Source organism: Nitratidesulfovibrio sp. (genome assembly GCF_040373385.1).
In the GTDB taxonomy this organism is placed as follows: domain Bacteria; phylum Desulfobacterota; class Desulfovibrionia; order Desulfovibrionales; family Desulfovibrionaceae; genus Cupidesulfovibrio.
This window is the reverse complement of the sequence record NZ_JBDXXH010000009.1, coordinates 1-15,793: the sequence shown is the minus strand read 5'-3', so window position 1 is coordinate 15,793 and position 15,793 is coordinate 1. Positions and strand designations below refer to the sequence as shown.

Annotated in this window: 8 protein-coding genes; 6 read left to right on the top strand and 2 right to left on the bottom strand. The window is 64.9% G+C overall.

All coding sequences use genetic code 11. The features are described from left to right. Positions 1 to 238 precede the first annotated feature (238 nt). The gene (locus ABWO17_RS13995) at positions 239 to 2,071 is read right to left on the bottom strand and encodes an FAD-dependent oxidoreductase (protein WP_353119564.1); all 1,833 of its coding nucleotides are present in this window, start codon (positions 2,069 to 2,071) and stop codon (positions 239 to 241) included. Between the two features lie 293 nt (positions 2,072 to 2,364). Between ABWO17_RS13995 and ABWO17_RS13990 the strand changes: the two genes are divergently transcribed. Together ABWO17_RS13990 and ABWO17_RS13985 are read left to right on the top strand one after the other, a co-directional pair. After that, the gene (locus tag ABWO17_RS13990) at positions 2,365 to 2,871 is read left to right on the top strand and encodes a peptidylprolyl isomerase (RefSeq protein ID WP_353119562.1); all 507 of its coding nucleotides are present in this window, start codon (positions 2,365 to 2,367) and stop codon (positions 2,869 to 2,871) included. 213 nt (positions 2,872 to 3,084) lie between these two features. After that, positions 3,085 to 4,857: an SDR family oxidoreductase gene (locus ABWO17_RS13985; protein ID WP_353119560.1), complete on the top strand. Its 1,773-nt coding sequence runs from the start codon at positions 3,085 to 3,087 to the stop codon at positions 4,855 to 4,857. A gap of 542 nt (positions 4,858 to 5,399) precedes the next feature. Here the strand turns inward: ABWO17_RS13985 and ABWO17_RS13980 are convergent. Next, complete coding sequence (locus ABWO17_RS13980; RefSeq protein WP_353119558.1) at positions 5,400 to 6,725, bottom strand: M23 family metallopeptidase; 1,326 nt, start codon at positions 6,723 to 6,725, stop codon at positions 5,400 to 5,402. 919 nt (positions 6,726 to 7,644) lie between these two features. Between ABWO17_RS13980 and ABWO17_RS13975 the strand changes: the two genes are divergently transcribed. The 4 genes from ABWO17_RS13975 to gyrA all read left to right on the top strand — a co-directional run bounded on the left by ABWO17_RS13975 (position 7,645) and on the right by gyrA (position 15,679). Next, entirely contained in the window at positions 7,645 to 8,979 is a 1,335-nt protein-coding gene (locus ABWO17_RS13975; RefSeq protein WP_353119556.1) for a DnaA ATPase domain-containing protein, read from the top strand. A 138-nt stretch (positions 8,980 to 9,117) separates the two neighbouring features. Beyond that, positions 9,118 to 10,284 (top strand): DNA polymerase III subunit beta, encoded by a 1,167-nt coding sequence (locus tag ABWO17_RS13970; protein WP_353119554.1) that lies wholly within the window; start codon positions 9,118 to 9,120, stop codon positions 10,282 to 10,284. A 304-nt stretch (positions 10,285 to 10,588) separates the two neighbouring features. Next, positions 10,589 to 12,985: a DNA topoisomerase (ATP-hydrolyzing) subunit B gene (gene gyrB, locus ABWO17_RS13965; RefSeq protein WP_353119552.1), complete on the top strand. Its 2,397-nt coding sequence runs from the start codon at positions 10,589 to 10,591 to the stop codon at positions 12,983 to 12,985. Positions 12,986 to 13,240: 255 nt separating this feature from the next. Further along, positions 13,241 to 15,679, top strand: a complete 2,439-nt coding sequence (gene gyrA, locus ABWO17_RS13960; protein ID WP_353119550.1) for a DNA gyrase subunit A — start codon at positions 13,241 to 13,243, stop codon at positions 15,677 to 15,679. Positions 15,680 to 15,793 lie beyond the last annotated feature (114 nt).

Here is a 15,793-nt window from a genome sequence, read left to right as displayed (position 1 = left end):
GCCGTCGAAGGGACGCCGCGCATGAAAACCTGGGGGGACCAGGGGGGCAGCGCCCCCCGGAGCGCGGGGATGCAAGGGGCCATCGCTTAGCGGCAGCCGTTAGGCGAGCGCAACGCGCGAGTCTTACGGATGGCGACCGCAAAGCGCAGGCCCCTTGCCCGCCGGAGGCATAACGAAATCGGGGGGTATCAATCGCGCGGGACTGTCTTCGTAGAGGCCGCACCCATCAGGGCACCACTCATTCCCCCTTCTTCTTCCAGTACGGATTCTGGGTATCCTCGAACGCGGCCAAGGCCGCCGTGGCCCCGCTGCCAACAGCGGTAACGATCTGGCGCACCCCGCCGGTCACGTCGCCCGCCGCGTAGATGCGCGGGATATTGGTGCGCATGTGGCGGTCCACCTTGATGGACCCGTCCTTTTCCAGCACCACGCCAAGCTCCGCCGCCTGTTCGGAATTGGGGATGTGCCCGATGGCCACGAACACCCCGTCGAACGGAAGTTCGCTGACTGCATCGGTCTTCACGTTGCGCACGCGGATGCCGCGCACCACCCCGGTGTCCGCCTCTGCCGGGGCGGTTCCGGGTGCCGCATCCTTCCCGTCCTTGCCTTCCTGTCCCCCGTCCCCCTTATCCACCGGGGCCACGGAGTCGCCCAGTATCTCTTCCACCACGGTGTCCCAGATCACCGCAATGCCTTCGCGCTCCAGCGAATCCTGCAAGGCCTTCTCGGCCCGGAAGCTGTCGCGCCGGTGGATGATGGTCACCTCCGCGCCCAGGTTCTTCAGGTGCAGCGCGTCGGTCAGGGCGGAATTGCCCCCGCCGATCATGGCCACCCGCTTGCCCCGGTACATGAACCCGTCGCACGAGGCGCAGTACGACACGCCCCGTCCGTAAAAGCGGCCCTCGCCCGGCGCGTCCAGCTTGCGCCACTGGGCCCCGGTGGCGAACACCAGCGCCTTGCACAGGTACACGGCGCGGTTGGTGTACACCTCGATGAGCTTGCCGATCTTCACCTCGTGCACCGTTTCGCCTTCGCGCACGGTGGCGTACTGGCGGGCATGGGCGGAAAGCACCTCCACCAGCTTCAGCCCGGCGATGTCGGTGAAACCGGGGTAGTTTTCCACCACCGGGGTCACGGTCACCTGGCCGCCCACCACGGACTTGTCCAGCACCACGGTCTTCATGCCGCTGCGCTCGGCGTAGATGGCGGCGGAAAGGCCCGCCGGGCCAGCGCCCAGCACCACCATGTCGGTTTCCACCACGTCCAGCCCCTCGGGGTCCATACCGTGGCCCCCGTAAGCATGGTCATGCCCTTCGTGACCCAACCCTGTGCCAGGTTCCATGCCGTGCTCGCGCATCAGCTCTTCCGCGTTCTTCAGGGTGACCATTTCCAGCACGAAGCGTTCTTCGGGCATCAGGCCGATGGCCTTGTGGGTGTCGTCGTACTGGGTGTGCGGCACGGAGCCGACACCGAACTTCTTGGACAGGTCCGGGAATTCGTCGGAATTGACGCATTCCGCCTCCACCAGGCCGGGCCGCTCTATGGCGCACTTGGCCGCGTGCATGAACTGGCCGGGGCAGTACGGGCACCCCGGAGAAGAGAACACCCGGGGCCTGCGCGGTTCCTTCAGTTCGGACAGGATGCGCCGCGAGGTTTCTGTAAGGCCCGACTGGCGCAACGACACCAGAAAGATGGATTCCACCAGCGCCCGGCCTTCCTCGCCCAGCGGCGCTCCGGTGAAGCGAATCCGGTAGTCCAGCGCCGGGTCCGCCTCTCCGGTGCCCACGAACAGGGTGGGCGACAGGGTCACGTCGCGCCGCTTGGCTTCTTCGGAATCCAGCGCGTGGTGATGCATGGAAATCTTGTCGATGAGCAGCGAAAGGTCTTCGGCAAAACGGCGGGTGTAGCCGTTGAAGGCGTTCTTTTCATCGCCGTCGGTGAACACGTCGAGCACCACGGGGTTCGGCAGCTTGGCAAACAGCTGGGTCAGCTGCTTGCGCCCGTCCTCTGGGATGAACCAGTCGCGGTCGGCGGCATCCTTGCCGCGTGAGTTGGAAACGCTGAGCTTCATGGGGTGGCTCCTTGGGTGCTGCGTTGGGGTGCGCGGGCTCCGGCAGGCATCAGGGGGACATCAGGGGGGCATCAGGGGGGTGCCTGCTGCATGCCGGTTGCTGGCGGTTGCTGGCGGTACCATAGCATGGTGTAGCCACGCGGAACAACACAGGCAAGCGGGAAGAAGACGCGCGAGCGGTTCCTTGTGCGTGCAGGTGCGCCCCCAGGCACCGGGTAGTGCCTGGTCCGGCCCTTGCGTTTCGTGCGGGTTGACGGCAAAGAGGGGGCAACATTCCCCGTCAGGAGACACCCATGAGCAATCCCGTCATTCTGCTGGAAACTTCTTCCGGCGATATCCTCATCGAACTCGACGCCGAAAAGGCCCCCGCCACCGTGGCCAACTTTTTGGGCTACGTGGATTCGGGCTTCTACAAGAACACCATCTTCCACCGGGTCATCAAGGACTTCATGATCCAGGGCGGCGGCCTTTCCGTGCGCATGGAAGAAAAGCCCACCAACGCCCCGGTGCGCAACGAGGCGAACAACGGCCTCAAGAACCTGCGCGGCACCATCGCCATGGCCCGCACGGCGGATCCGCACAGCGCCGCGGCCCAGTTCTTCCTCAACACCGTGGACAACGCCGACCTCGACCACACCGAAGAAACCGCCGAAGGTTGGGGGTACTGCGTGTTCGGCCAAGTCATCGAGGGCATGGACACCGTGGACAAGATCCAGAAGCTGAAAATCAAGCCCCAGGGCATCCACACCGACGCCCCGGCGGACATGGTGGTCATCACCGGCGTGAGCCGCTTCGAATAGCCGCGCAGCACAGCGCACGCATCCGCGAGGGAGGGAACGCCACGGGCGTTTCCTCCCTTTTCGATTTCAGGGCACGGCAACGCTGCGGGCGCACTGAGGGAACAGTGCAGGGAAACGGCTTGCGGCTTTGACAGTCCTGCCGGGGTACGGCACCATGCGGGCAGACTGCGAAAACTCCGCCCACCAGTTGCCCATCAGCGGCAAGGATGCCCCATGCCCGCAAACACCACGCCCACGCAGGGCGCTTCCGCCACCGATTCATGGTCCGGCACGCCTTCGGGCGGGCATCCGGGGCCGGAACATGCCGGGGCCGCCGGTTCCGGCGCTGCGCCCGCACCCCACACCACTTCCAAACGGGGCACCGTGCTGATTACCGGGGCCACGGGGTACGTGGGTGGGCGCCTGGCCCCCCTGCTGCTGGAACGCGGCTGGCACGTCCGCGCGCTGGCCCGCAACCCGGCCAAGCTGGCGGGGCGCCCATGGACGACCCACCCCGGCTGCGACATCGTGCGCGGCGACATGCTGGACGAGCCATCCCTGCGCGAGGCCCTGCGCGGGTGCAACGCAGTGTTCTACCTGGTGCATTCCATGAACCCCGCCGTTGCCGCCTTTGCCGATGCCGACCGCAAGGCGGCCTACTGCATGGTGCGGGCTCTGCAATCGCTGCGCGGGGTGCAAGACGTGCTGCCGAGGGTCATCTACCTGAGCGGGCTGCTGCCCCCGGAAACGGGAAAGGAAGAGCACGGGGCCAGCCGCGTGTCCGAGCACCTGCGCTCCCGCGCGGAGGTGGGCGAGATACTGGCCCTTGCCGACGCACCGCTTACCGTGTTGCGCGCGGCGCAAATCATCGGCTCCGGCAGCGCCTCGTTCGAGATCATCCGCTATCTGGTGGACCGGCTGCCGGTCATGATCACCCCGCGCTGGGTCCACATGCAGTGCCAGCCCATAGCCATCAGCAACGTGCTGGAATACCTTGCCGGTTGTCTGGACCATCCCGAAACGGCAGGGCAGGCCTACGACATCGGCGGGCCGGACATACCAAGTTACCGGGAACTGTTCGACATCTACGCCCGCGAGGCGGGCCTGCGCCGTCGGCTGATCATCCCCGTGCCCTTCCTGACACCGGAACTTTCCGCCCACTGGCTGCATCTGGTCACCCCGGTGCCGGTGGCGCTGGCCCGGCCGCTCATCCACGGGCTGCGCCAACGGGTGGTGTGCGGCGAAACGCGCATCCGCGACATCATTCCGCAAGACCTGCTGCCCTGCGACGAGGCCATCCGTCGTGCCCTTGACCGGTTGCGCACCCACGCGGTGCCCACCCGCTGGACCGACGCGGGCAGTCCCGCCGTTCCGGAATGGGTGGCCTGCGGCGATGCGGAGTACGCGGGCGGTCATCTGCTGGGGGATGGCTGGGGGGTGCGGCTGGCGGCGACCCCGGAAGACGTGTGGAAACCCGTGGAGCGCATCGGCGGTGATACCGGCTGGTATCAGGACAACACGCTGTGGCGGCTGCGCGGGCTGCTGGACACCCTGGTCGGTGGGCCGGGACTGCGGCGCGGCAGGCGCGACCCGGAAACCCTGCGCACGGGCGATGCGCTGGACTTCTGGCGGGTGCTGGACGTGCAGCCCGGCAAGCGCCTGCTGCTACTGGCGGAAATGAAGGTACCCGGCGACGCCCTGCTGGAATTCGTGGTGCGCCCGGTTTCCGATGCGGAACACGGCGACGATGCCGGGGCAACGCCCACGGGTGCCCAAGCCACCGAGTTGTGGATGCAGTCATGGTTCCTGCCCCGCGGGCTGGCCGGGCTGGCGTACTGGTATGCCCTGCTTCCGGTGCACGGGCGCATCTTTCGGGGCATGCTGGCGTCCATCGCCACGGCAACGGGGGCGCCGGTGCTGCGGCCTCCCTTCCGCCTGCCCGCGCAACGCAATTTCGCCTGTGCCCTGCCCGGGGCACCTGACGGAAAATCCTCTTCGGCATCCTGACCCACCCAGCCGCCGCAGGGCCCAGCTGCCCTACTACCGACACTGCTGGCAAACAGGCCGGATGACCACCCCAACGCCTGGCGGTGCCGCCGTGCCGTGTGCCCCGTTGCCGGATGTTCCCAAAATATGCCTTGTATTCCAGCGTGGTGACACGCTTGCGCACATTCGCTGTCACCAGCAGGCCGGGTATCTGCCGAGTACGGCTCAATCCATCACCACATCGGCACCAGCGATCACAGGCCCACCTGTTCGCTGTTTGCTCCATATTTTCAATATGTTTCACGCGAAACGCACATCATGAACAGTGCCTCCGGCGCCCCAAACACAGGCAATCCCCACCGACACGCATCGGTCACTTGCCGCACGGACACCATCCCGCTGCCCGCCCCCCGGAAAAGCCCCGCACGCAAGGAATACGGCACGCCCATGGCTGTACCGCCAACCGGCGGCTTGCCGATGGCTTGCCCATCCCCGCAACGCAACGGCGCGCCGCCCCCCCGCAGGGAACGACGCGCCGTGTGCGTAATTATATGCAGTAAAATCTAGATGCTGGGCAAGTTCTGCACATCCAGGGTGGCAATGTCCCCCTCGCCGTCCAGATACGGGCGAATGGCGTCCATCTGACGGCGGAAGTCGGGCAGCAGCTTGCGGGCCACGGGTTCGGAGCGGGGGCTGATGTTCTTGGTGGGGTTGATGAACTTGCCGTCCTTCTTCAGGCGGAAGTCCAGGTGCGGCCCGGTGGCCCAGCCCGTGGCACCCACGTAGCCGATCACGTCGCCCTGCTTCACCGTGGCGCCCTTGCGCACCCCGCGCGCGAAGCCGGAAAGGTGGCCGTAGTAACTTTCGTAGCCGTTGGCGTGGCGCAGGATGATCAGGTTGCCGTACCCGTTACCCCACCCGGCGGATGCCACCACCGCGTTGCCCACGGCCTTGACCGGCGTACCGGTTGGGGCGGCGTAGTCCACGCCCTGATGGGGCCTCACGTCGCTGAAGATGGGGTGCTTGCGGGTCATGGTGTACCCGCTGGAAATACGGGTGAACGACAGCGGGGCCTTCAGGAACGAACGCCGCATGGAGGCGCCTTCCGGGTTGTAGTACTGCGGAATGCCGAGGTCGTCGTGGAACAGGTAGGCGCGATGGGTCTGGTCCTGATTGGTGAAGATGGCGGCCAGCACGCGCCCGTAGCCCTTGAATTCGCCGTCGCGGAAGCGTTTTTCCACCAGCACGGTGAAGCTGTCGCCCTCGCGGATGTCGCGGATGAAGTCCACCTCCCAGCCGAAGATGTCGGCAAGGCGGATGGCCAGGGTGGGCGATTCGCCCGCGTCGGCCACGGACTGGAACAGGTTGGCTTCGATGGTGCCTTCGACCCGGACCACGTCCACGTCGTACTGGATGGGTTCCACCCGTGCGGCAAAGGAATCGTCCGTCTTGCTGACGATGAGCTTCTGCGCGTTGTCGATCTCGTACTCGAAACGCTCCAGACCGCCCATGCTGGCGTTGGCCACCACCGTGTACGGCTGCCCCGCGCGCAGGCGGGCCAGCGAATAGACCTTCTCGCAGGCGGCGACCATGGTGTGCACGTCCACCGAGGACAACCATTCCTGCAATATTTTGCCCGCCGTGTCGCCGGAAGAGACAACCCCCTCCACCACCTCGGGCTGGCCGTTCGCGGCGCCGTCAGCGTGCTGTCCGGGGCGCAGTTCCGGGGGCAGTTGCCCGGCGGGTGCGGTGGCGTTGCAGTCGACCGCCGTGGTGTCGGCGGAAGTATCGGCGGGTTGCTGTCCGCGCCGCAGCACGTACGGCGCAGCGACCAGCAGCAGGATGATCAGGAGGACGATTCCGGAACGCTTGGCGGAAGGCAACGGCATGAAACCTCGTGCGATGGGGCAGACCGGAAAAACGGCCGGGGTGACAAAACAAGCCGGTGCTGGCTGTCATGCCGCCCGGAGTGGGCCGGTGCGGTCTGCGCTTCGGTGATGGGGCGGCCCCGCGCCGCGTGGCCCGGTCCGAGAAACAGAAAAGACCGGAGAGGGCACTCGCCTGGCTGATCGTGGCTGGGCCAGGGTGGCCACCGGGAGCGCCCACGGGGGGTGCCTTGCCGTGCACGTGTGGCCGGGAAGGCAATGGGGGCGCGCCCTCTGCAAGCGGGCGGGTCCAACCGAAAGGTACGGGACAACCCTAGCCGCGCCGTGGGGAATTGTCCAGACAGCCGACTGATTCTGCACATCGTTGCACAAATGGCCCCTGCCGCGCGAAACCGGAGCTGGCCGGACCGAGATGCGGAACGGCCCTCTCGCGGCCCCAGCGGGTGCCGTGGCGCGATAAAACCGACATGTGCGCACGCCGTGCCCACCGGTTCGCGAACGGAGCACCACACGCAACAACGCCCACAGCCTGCTCCTGCGCCGCTCCAAGCACCCCGCGCGCGAAAGCGCACGGCACAGGGGTGGGCCAGAAAGCGGCCCGGCGCCAGCCTTCCCGGCGCAAATCCGCACCCGGCGGGCCGGTGATGCCGTTCCGCCGACCGACCGCGTCCGGACCATCACCCGGCCTTGTTCCGATTCGATCAATATGATAATGATGCGCACTTGGGCCACGGCAATTCGCCGTACTCCTCCACCCCGGTCCGCGCTGCTTCCGCACCCCCTCTCCGGGTGGCCTTGCGGCGGCGCAGGCTCTGGAGATGCAAGGCAACGGCGCGCACCGTCGATACACGTACCCGGCCCGCGTTCCCCGCACCCGCAATGCCCGGCTAGGCCGGGTTCACACAGGACCGATCCACCGCCCGTGCTGAAAAAAGCCCTGCGCCAACACCTTCAGCAGACCTGCCAGGAGCAGGATCTGCGCCAGTGGTACGACCCGCTGGCCATCACCCTGAGCACGAACGACAAGCGGCTGGAGGTCCAGTTTCCGCACCCGTTCTTTGCCCAGTGGTTTTCGGCCACGGCGCAGGTCACCTTTGAATCGCGGCTGCGCGAGTTTCTGGGCGACGGCTACGTGCTGCGCTATTCCTCGGGCAACGGCGGCCCGCCCCAGGGTGGACCGGCACCCCAGGCGGCCCGCCAACTGGACTACCCCTTCGGCGCGCGGTTCACGTTCGACAGCTTCCTGAGCAACCGCAAGAACCAGTTCCCCGTGGCCTCGGCCAAGGAAGTGGCCCGCGATGGCCGCGACACGCGCGACAGGGCCTACAACCCCTTCGTGATCTGCGGCGGCAACGGCAACGGCAAGACCCACCTTCTTCGCGCCATTGCCAACGAACTGAGCCGATCGCGCGATGAAAACGCCATATTCTGCGGCGCGGTGGACGAACTGGGCACCCGCTTCGAAGGCCTTTCCGCCACGGGCGCGGCCGCAGCGCAGGAACGCCAGCAGGCCCGCAGCCGCCTGTGCACCCACGAGGTGCTGGTGGTGGACGACCTGCAACGCCTGCGCGACCTGCCCTTTCTGCAGGACGAGCTGACCTTTGCCTTCGACCACTTCCACGACAACGGCAAGCAGATGGTCTTCGCCTGCTCGGGCAAGCTGACCGACCTGGACTTCCTGTCACCCAAGCTGCGCTCGCGCCTGGAATGGGGGCTGATCGTCGAACTGCGCGAACCGGACCTTGACGTGCGGCTGAAGTTCATCCAGCAGCAAAGCCGCTCGCGCAATATCCAGCTTTCCAAGGAACACGCGCTGACCCTGGCCCAGCGGTTTCGCGAATTTCGCCACCTGCAAGGCATCCTGGTCAAGGTCGGGGCGTATCGGCAGCTGGTCAACCGCGATATCCAGGACCGCGAACTGGAACAGATCCTGCGCCACACCGACAGCGGCAAGGGCAACAGCCTGACGCCAGAGGCGGTCATCGCCGCCACGGCGGAACAGTTCGGCATCCCTGCCCGCGACATAGTGGGTGACAAGCGGCAGCAGCACATCGTGCAGGCCCGCCAGGTGGCCATGTTCCTGTGCCGGGAATTGCTGGGCAGCTCCTTTCCGGCCCTGGGCCGGGTGTTCGGCGGCAAGGACCACTCCACCGCCATGTACGCGGTACGAAAAATCAAGCAATTACAGCAAAGTGACAAAGATATGCAACTTTTGGTAACCGACCTCAAAAGAAAGTGCCTAACTCGGGCCGAATGAGCCCGACCCCCTTTCGGCTGTTCCTTCGGTTCCCTCGCGGTGCATTGTGATGTTCCCGGAAATTCCAATTCATTTCCACATGTTGAACCGGTTGCGCACCTGGACACAGGCCCTGCTACTACAACAGGAGATCCAGATATGTTTCTGAGAATACAGAAGGAAGATGTCATCGAAGGCCTGCAGAAGGCCGCCAGCATCATTCCCGCCAAGACGGGCGCGGCCTATCTGCGCTCCATCTGGCTGAAGGCCGAGAACGGTTCTCTCAGCGTGCTGGCCACCGACTCGAACATCGAGTTTCGGGGCGCCTACGCCGCCGACATCGAACAGCCGGGTCTGGCAGGCGTGCAGGGTCGCGCCTTCGTGGACCTGCTCCGCAAACTGCCCGGCGGCCAGATCACCCTCAAGCTGGACGGCGAAAGCGGCAACCTGCTCATCGAGCAGGGCCGCCGCAAGTACAAGCTGCCGGTGAACGACCCGGTGTGGTTCCAGAACTTTTCTGAATTCCCCGCCGACGGCTCGGTGATGTGGTCCGGCGACTATCTGCAGGAACTCATCGACCGCATCGCCTTCTGCATCAGCGACGAGGACGCGGTGGAAGCCATCGCTTGCCTGTCCCTGAAGCCCGGCGCCCAGAACACCATCGAGGCCTGCGGCCTGAACGGCCACCAGTTCGCCATGCTGCGCTTCGCCCATGACGAGCTCATGGCCATGCTGCCGCCCGAAGGCATCCTGATCCAGAAGAAGTACCTGGGCGAGCTCAAGAAGTGGCTGGGTACCGACGAGGTGGAACTGAACATCTCCGAAAAGCGCCTGCACTTCCGCACCGGCGACGGCAAGGAAACCTTCAGCCTGCCCCTGTCGTACTACCAGTACCCCGATTACATGAACTTCCTGGCCAAGCTGTCGTCCGATTCGGTGTCCAGGCTGGAACTGCCCCGCAAGGACGCCATGGATGCCCTGGACCGCCTGCTGATCTTCAATACCGACTCCAACCGCTGCACTTACTTCGATCTGGACGGCAACGGCGGCAACGGCGAGGTGATGCTGTCCGCCCAGGGCCAGGACGTGGGCTCGGCCACCGAAACCCTGGAAGCCACCTACAGCGGCGACATCAAGAAAATCGCCTTCCCTACCCGCAACCTGATCGAAATCATGGGCCACTACCGCTCGGAACGGCTGGGGCTGACCCTGACCGGAAGCGAAGGCCCCTGCGGGCTCAGCGGCAGCGACGACAGCGAATACACCGTGATCATCATGCCCATGAAGATCGTGGAAGAAACCTACTATAGCGAAGAAGAGGTATAACCCTCTCTTGCGTGGGGCGCGCCCCGTCGGAAGGTACGGTTTTTGTGTGCCTCCGGCGGGCAGGACGGCAGCCGTTAGGTAAGCGCGAAGCGCGAACCTTACGGATGGCGATAGCAGAGCTGGCAAAGCCCCCTGCACCCCCTGAATGGGTTTGATAGGTAGTCCGTTTTCCGGTGCCATGTGCGCCGTGTGCGTTTGGACAAAGATACCTTTTGCGGGGTGCCCTGCCCGCCGGAGGCGTAAAAAAAGCCTCACCCCCAAGCCTTGAACGCTGAAAATCCGTAAGTTGGAGACACTCCCAAAGATGACCACTCCCACGGGACAGACCTATACCGCAGACAGCATCACGATCCTCGAGGGTCTGGCTGCCGTCCGCAAGCGCCCCGCCATGTACATCGGGTCCACCGATGCGCGGGGCCTGCACCACCTTGTGTACGAGGTGGTGGACAACTCCATCGACGAGGCCATGGCGGGCTACTGCACGCGCATCGTGGTCAAGTTGCACCTCGACAACAGCGTGACCGTCAGCGACAACGGCCGCGGCATCCCGGTCGATTTGCACCCCAAGGAGGGCAAGCCCGCAGTCGAGGTCGTCATGACCAAGCTGCACGCGGGCGGCAAGTTCGACAACGACGCCTACAAGGTGTCGGGCGGGCTGCACGGCGTTGGCGTGAGCTGCGTCAACGCCCTTTCCGAGTGGCTGGAAGTGACCGTGCGCCGCGACGGCAAGCGCCACCGCATGCGTTTCGCGCGCGGTGCGGTGCAGGGGCAGCTGGATTTCCTGGGCGAATCGGCCAACCACGGCACCACGGTGCACTTCAAGCCTGACGAGGAAATCTTCGAGACCGTGCAGTACTCGTACGAGACGCTGCGCAAGCGGTTCGAGGAACTGTCGTACCTCAACAAGGGCCTTGAAATAGAATTCACCGACGAGCGCAGCGCGGAAACCCACGTGTTCCGGGCCGACGGCGGCATCCGCCAGTTCGTGCGCGACCTGAATTCCGGCGAAAGCGGCATCCACCCCATCATCGACGGGGAAGGGGTGACCGACGGGGTTACCGTGGACTTCGCGTTGCAGTACAACGCGGGCTACAAGGAAAACGTGCTCACCTTCGCCAACAATATCCGCACCAAGGAAGGCGGCACCCACCTTGCCGGGTTCAAGACGGCGCTTACCCGCGCCATCAACGGCTACATCAAGGGCCAGCCCGACCTGGTCAAGAAGATGAAGGGCACCGTGCTTTCCGGCGACGACGTGCGCGAGGGCCTGACCTCCGTGGTTTCCGTCAAGCTGCCGCAGCCCCAGTTCGAAGGCCAGACCAAGACCAAGCTGGGTAACAGCGAAATCGCGGGGCTGGTGGCCGGCATCGTGTACGACAAGCTGAACGTGCACTTTGGCGAAAACCCCAAGGACGCCCGGCTGATCATCGACAAGGCCGTGGACGCCGCCCGCGCCCGCGACGCCGCCCGCCGCGCCAAGGAACTGGTGCGCCGCAAGGGCGCCCTGTCCGACAACTCGCTGCCCGGCAAGCTGGCCGACTGCCAGTCCAAGGACCCGGCGGAATCGGAACTGTTCATCGTCGAAGGTGACTCCGCAGGCGGTTCGGCCAAGCAGGGCCGCGACCCCTCCACCCAGGCCATCCTGCCGCTGCGCGGCAAGATCCTGAACACCGAGCGCACCCGCTTCGACAAGATGCTGGCCAACAAGGAAGTGAAGGCCCTCATCACCGCCATGGGCGCGGGGATAGGCGAGGACGACACCGATTACGACAAGCTGCGCTACCACAAGGTCGTCATCATGACCGACGCCGACGTGGATGGCGCGCACATTCGCACCCTGCTGCTGACCTTCTTCTTCCGGCAGTACCAGGAACTCATCGACCGGGGCCATCTGTACATCGCCCAGCCGCCCCTGTACCGGGTGCACAGCAGCCGCTTCGAAAAGTTCATCAAGGACGATCCGGAGCTGAACGCTTTCCTGCTGGAACGCATCAGCAACGACATCATCATCCGCACCGAATCGGGCTGCGCCTTCACCGGGCCGGACATCGTCTCGCTCATGAAGACCATCGAACTCGTTTCCGGCAAGGTGCGCGACGTGGAAAACATCGGCATCGCCCGCGAACTGTTCCTGGCCTTCATCGAGTACCAGACCCGCATCGAACCCCAGTGGTTCACCGAAGAAGATCCCAACGGCCTGCGCCAGTGGCTGGCCGAGCGGGGATACACCGTGTCCGCAGAGCACGAGGACACCGACGAGGACAGCCGCACCTTCGTGGTCTTCGAAGACACCAACGGCCACCGCACCCGCGTGGGGGCCGAGTTCTTCCACTCCAAGATGTACCGTCAGGCCTGGGACGCCCTGGCCGACATCCGCACCCGCTGCGGCAGCCTGCGCTGCACCGTGGACCGCAAGGGCGAAACCAGTGAGGCCGAGGACATCTTCGACCTGTTCCGGCTGGTGCTGGACGAGGCCCGCAAGGGCATCAACATCCAGCGCTACAAGGGCCTGGGCGAAATGAACCCGGAACAGCTGTGGGTAACCACCATGAACCCGGAAAACCGCACCCTGCTCCGCGTCAACGTGGACGACGCCGAAGAAGCCAGCGAGGCCTTCGAACAACTCATGGGTGACCGGGTGGAACCCCGCCGCGAGTTCATCGAACGCAACGCCCTGTCCGTGCAGGATTTGGATATCTAGAAGAGTTTGGCGAGTGCCGGGGAGGGGACCCTTTGGAAAGGGTCTCCCTCCCCGGACCCCTCCCCCCCAAACTTTTTATCGGGGTGGTTATTCTCCCTATTGAGGGGGTGCAGGGGGCAAGCCCCCTGCCCGCCGGAGGCGTAAAAAACATCTCCCCTCCATGGTTGTCGTCAGACCGCCGGAGGCTCAGTAAAAATCTGTTCTCTCCGGGCATGGCCGCAATAGTGACAGCCCATCGAGAAGCGAGGCAAGCCAGTGTCGCAACAGGTCAGCATAGAAAAGGAGCTCAGGAAGTCGTACCTCGAGTACTCCCTGAGCGTGATCATCGGCCGTGCCATCCCGGATGCGCGCGACGGCCTGAAGCCGGTGCACCGGCGCATCATGTTCGCCCAGCACGAGTTGGGCAACGGCTACACCCGCCCGCCCAAGAAGTCGGCGCGCGTGGTCGGTGACGTCATCGGTAAGTACCACCCGCACGGCGATTCCGCCGTGTACGACGCCCTGGTCCGCATGGCGCAGGATTTCTCCATGCGCGATCCTTTGGTGGACGGGCAGGGCAACTTCGGCTCCATCGACGGCGACGCCGCAGCGGCCATGCGATACACCGAAGTGCGCATGTCCCGCCTGGCGGGCGAATTCCTTGCCGACATCGACAAGGAGACGGTGGACTTCAGGCCCAACTACGACAACACCCTGCTCGAGCCTTCGGTGCTGCCCACCAAGGTGCCGAACCTGCTGCTGAACGGTTCGTCGGGCATCGCGGTGGGCATGGCCACCAACATTCCGCCCCACAACCTGGGCGAGCTGTGCGGCGCCCTGCTGCACATCGTGGACGAGCCGGGCTGCACCGTGGAAGACCTGATGGACCATGTGAAGGGTCCGGACTTCCCCACGGCGGGCTTCGTCTACGCCGGGCAGGGCCTGTACGACGCCTACACCACCGGGCGCGGCACCGTGAAGGTGCGCGGTAAGGTGGAGATCGAAGAGCGCAAGAAGGGCCTGCAAGCCATTGTTATCCGCGAGATTCCCTTCGCGCTCAACAAGTCGAGCCTGGTGGAAAAGATCGCGGCGCTGGTCAACGAGCGCAAGATCGACGGCGTGGCCGACCTGCGCGACGAATCGGACCGCAAGGGCATCCGCGTGGTCATCGACCTCAAGCGCGGCACCATCCCCGACATCGTGGTCAACGCGCTGTACAAGTACACGCCGCTGGAAAGCTCGTTCGGCATCAACATGCTGGCCGTGGTGGGCAACCGCCCGCAGCTGCTGAACCTGAAGCAGGCGCTGGAAATCTTCCTCGAGCATCGGCGCGAGGTGATCATCCGCCGCACCCGGTACGACCTGCGCAAGGCAGAGGCGCGCGCCCACATCCTGGAAGGCCTGCGCATCGCCCTCGACAACATCGACGAGGTGGTCGCCCTGATCCGCGCGTCCAAGACGCCGCAGGACGCCAAGGATGCGTTGATGGGCCGCTTCGAGCTGTCCGAGGCCCAGGCCCAGGCCATCCTGGACATGCGCCTCCAGCGCCTGACCAACCTCGAACATGAAAAGTTGATCGAGGAATACAACGAGCTGCTGAAGAAGATCGAATTCTTCAAGTCGGTGCTGGAAAACCCCGAGGTGCTGCGCTCGGTCATCCGCGAGGAGATAGGCGAACTGCGCGACACCTTTGCCACCAAGCGCCGCACCGAGGTGCTGGAAGAAGAGCTGGACGGCATCGACATCGAGGACCTGATCCCCGACGAGGACGTGGTCATCACCCTGTCGCGCCGCGGCTACATCAAGCGCACCACGCTGGACAACTACCAGCAGCAGCGCCGTGGCGGTAAGGGCATTGCCGGGGTGCACACGTCCGAAGACGACTTCGTGCAGGACTTCCTGACCACCACCAACCACCAGTACCTGCTGCTGTTCACCAACCATGGCCGCATGCACCAGATCAAGGTGCACCGCGTGCCGGAAGGCAGCCGTACGGCCAAGGGCGTGCACATCGCCAACCTTGTCCAACTGGACAAGGACGAGTTGGTCACCAACGTGCTCACCGTGCGCGAGTTCGCCGAGGACAGGTACTTCCTGTTCGTCACCCGGCGCGGCATGGTCAAGCGCTCCAGCGCCTCGCTGTACGCCAAGTGCCGCAAGACCGGTCTCATCGCCGTGGGCCTGCGCCCCGAGGATGAACTGATCATGGTGCGCGAGGTGGACGAAAACTGCCACATCGTGCTCACCACCAACGACGGCATGGCCATCCGCTTCCAGTGCGAGGACGTCCGGCCCATGGGCCGCAGCGCCACCGGGGTCAAGGGTATCGCCCTGCGCAACAAGGACCGCGTGGTGGCCGGCGTCATCCTGGCAGAGGAAGACACCACCTCCATGATCATGTCCGTTTCGGCCAACGGCTTCGGCAAGCGCACCAAGGCAGACCTGTACCGCGTGCAGTCGCGCGGCGGCGTGGGGGTGAAGAACTTCAAGGTTACCCCCAAGACCGGTGACGTCATCGGCGCCATGCCCGTGCGCGACGACGACGCCCTGGTGCTGCTTACCTCCACCAACAAGATCCTGCGCATGGGCCTCGACGACGTGCGCAGCGTGGGCCGCGCCACCCAGGGCGTGCGCCTGGTGCGCCTGGACGAAGGCGCCCTCGTCGTCGGCTTCGACCGCATCGACGAACGCGAAGTGGTGGACGGCGAAGAGTAAAAGAAGGAAAGATGAACCGGGGGAGAGGAAGGAAACTTTTGAAAAAGTTTCCTTCCTCGCCCCCGTACCCCCTCTCCATCCTTCAAAACTTTTCAAATGGTACGAAATGGTAAG

Bases quoted from the DNA above. Each gene is read 5' to 3' on its own strand.
- ABWO17_RS13995 (WP_353119564.1), bottom strand. From the start codon at position 2,071: ATGAAGCTCAGCGTTTCCAACTCACGCGGCAAGGATGCCGCCGACCGC.
- ABWO17_RS13990 (WP_353119562.1), top strand. From the start codon at position 2,365: ATGAGCAATCCCGTCATTCTGCTGGAAACTTCTTCCGGCGATATCCTC.
- ABWO17_RS13985 (WP_353119560.1), top strand. From the start codon at position 3,085: ATGCCCGCAAACACCACGCCCACGCAGGGCGCTTCCGCCACCGATTCA.
- ABWO17_RS13980 (WP_353119558.1), bottom strand. From the start codon at position 6,725: ATGCCGTTGCCTTCCGCCAAGCGTTCCGGAATCGTCCTCCTGATCATC.
- ABWO17_RS13970 (WP_353119554.1), top strand. From the start codon at position 9,118: ATGTTTCTGAGAATACAGAAGGAAGATGTCATCGAAGGCCTGCAGAAG.
- gyrB (WP_353119552.1), top strand. From the start codon at position 10,589: ATGACCACTCCCACGGGACAGACCTATACCGCAGACAGCATCACGATC.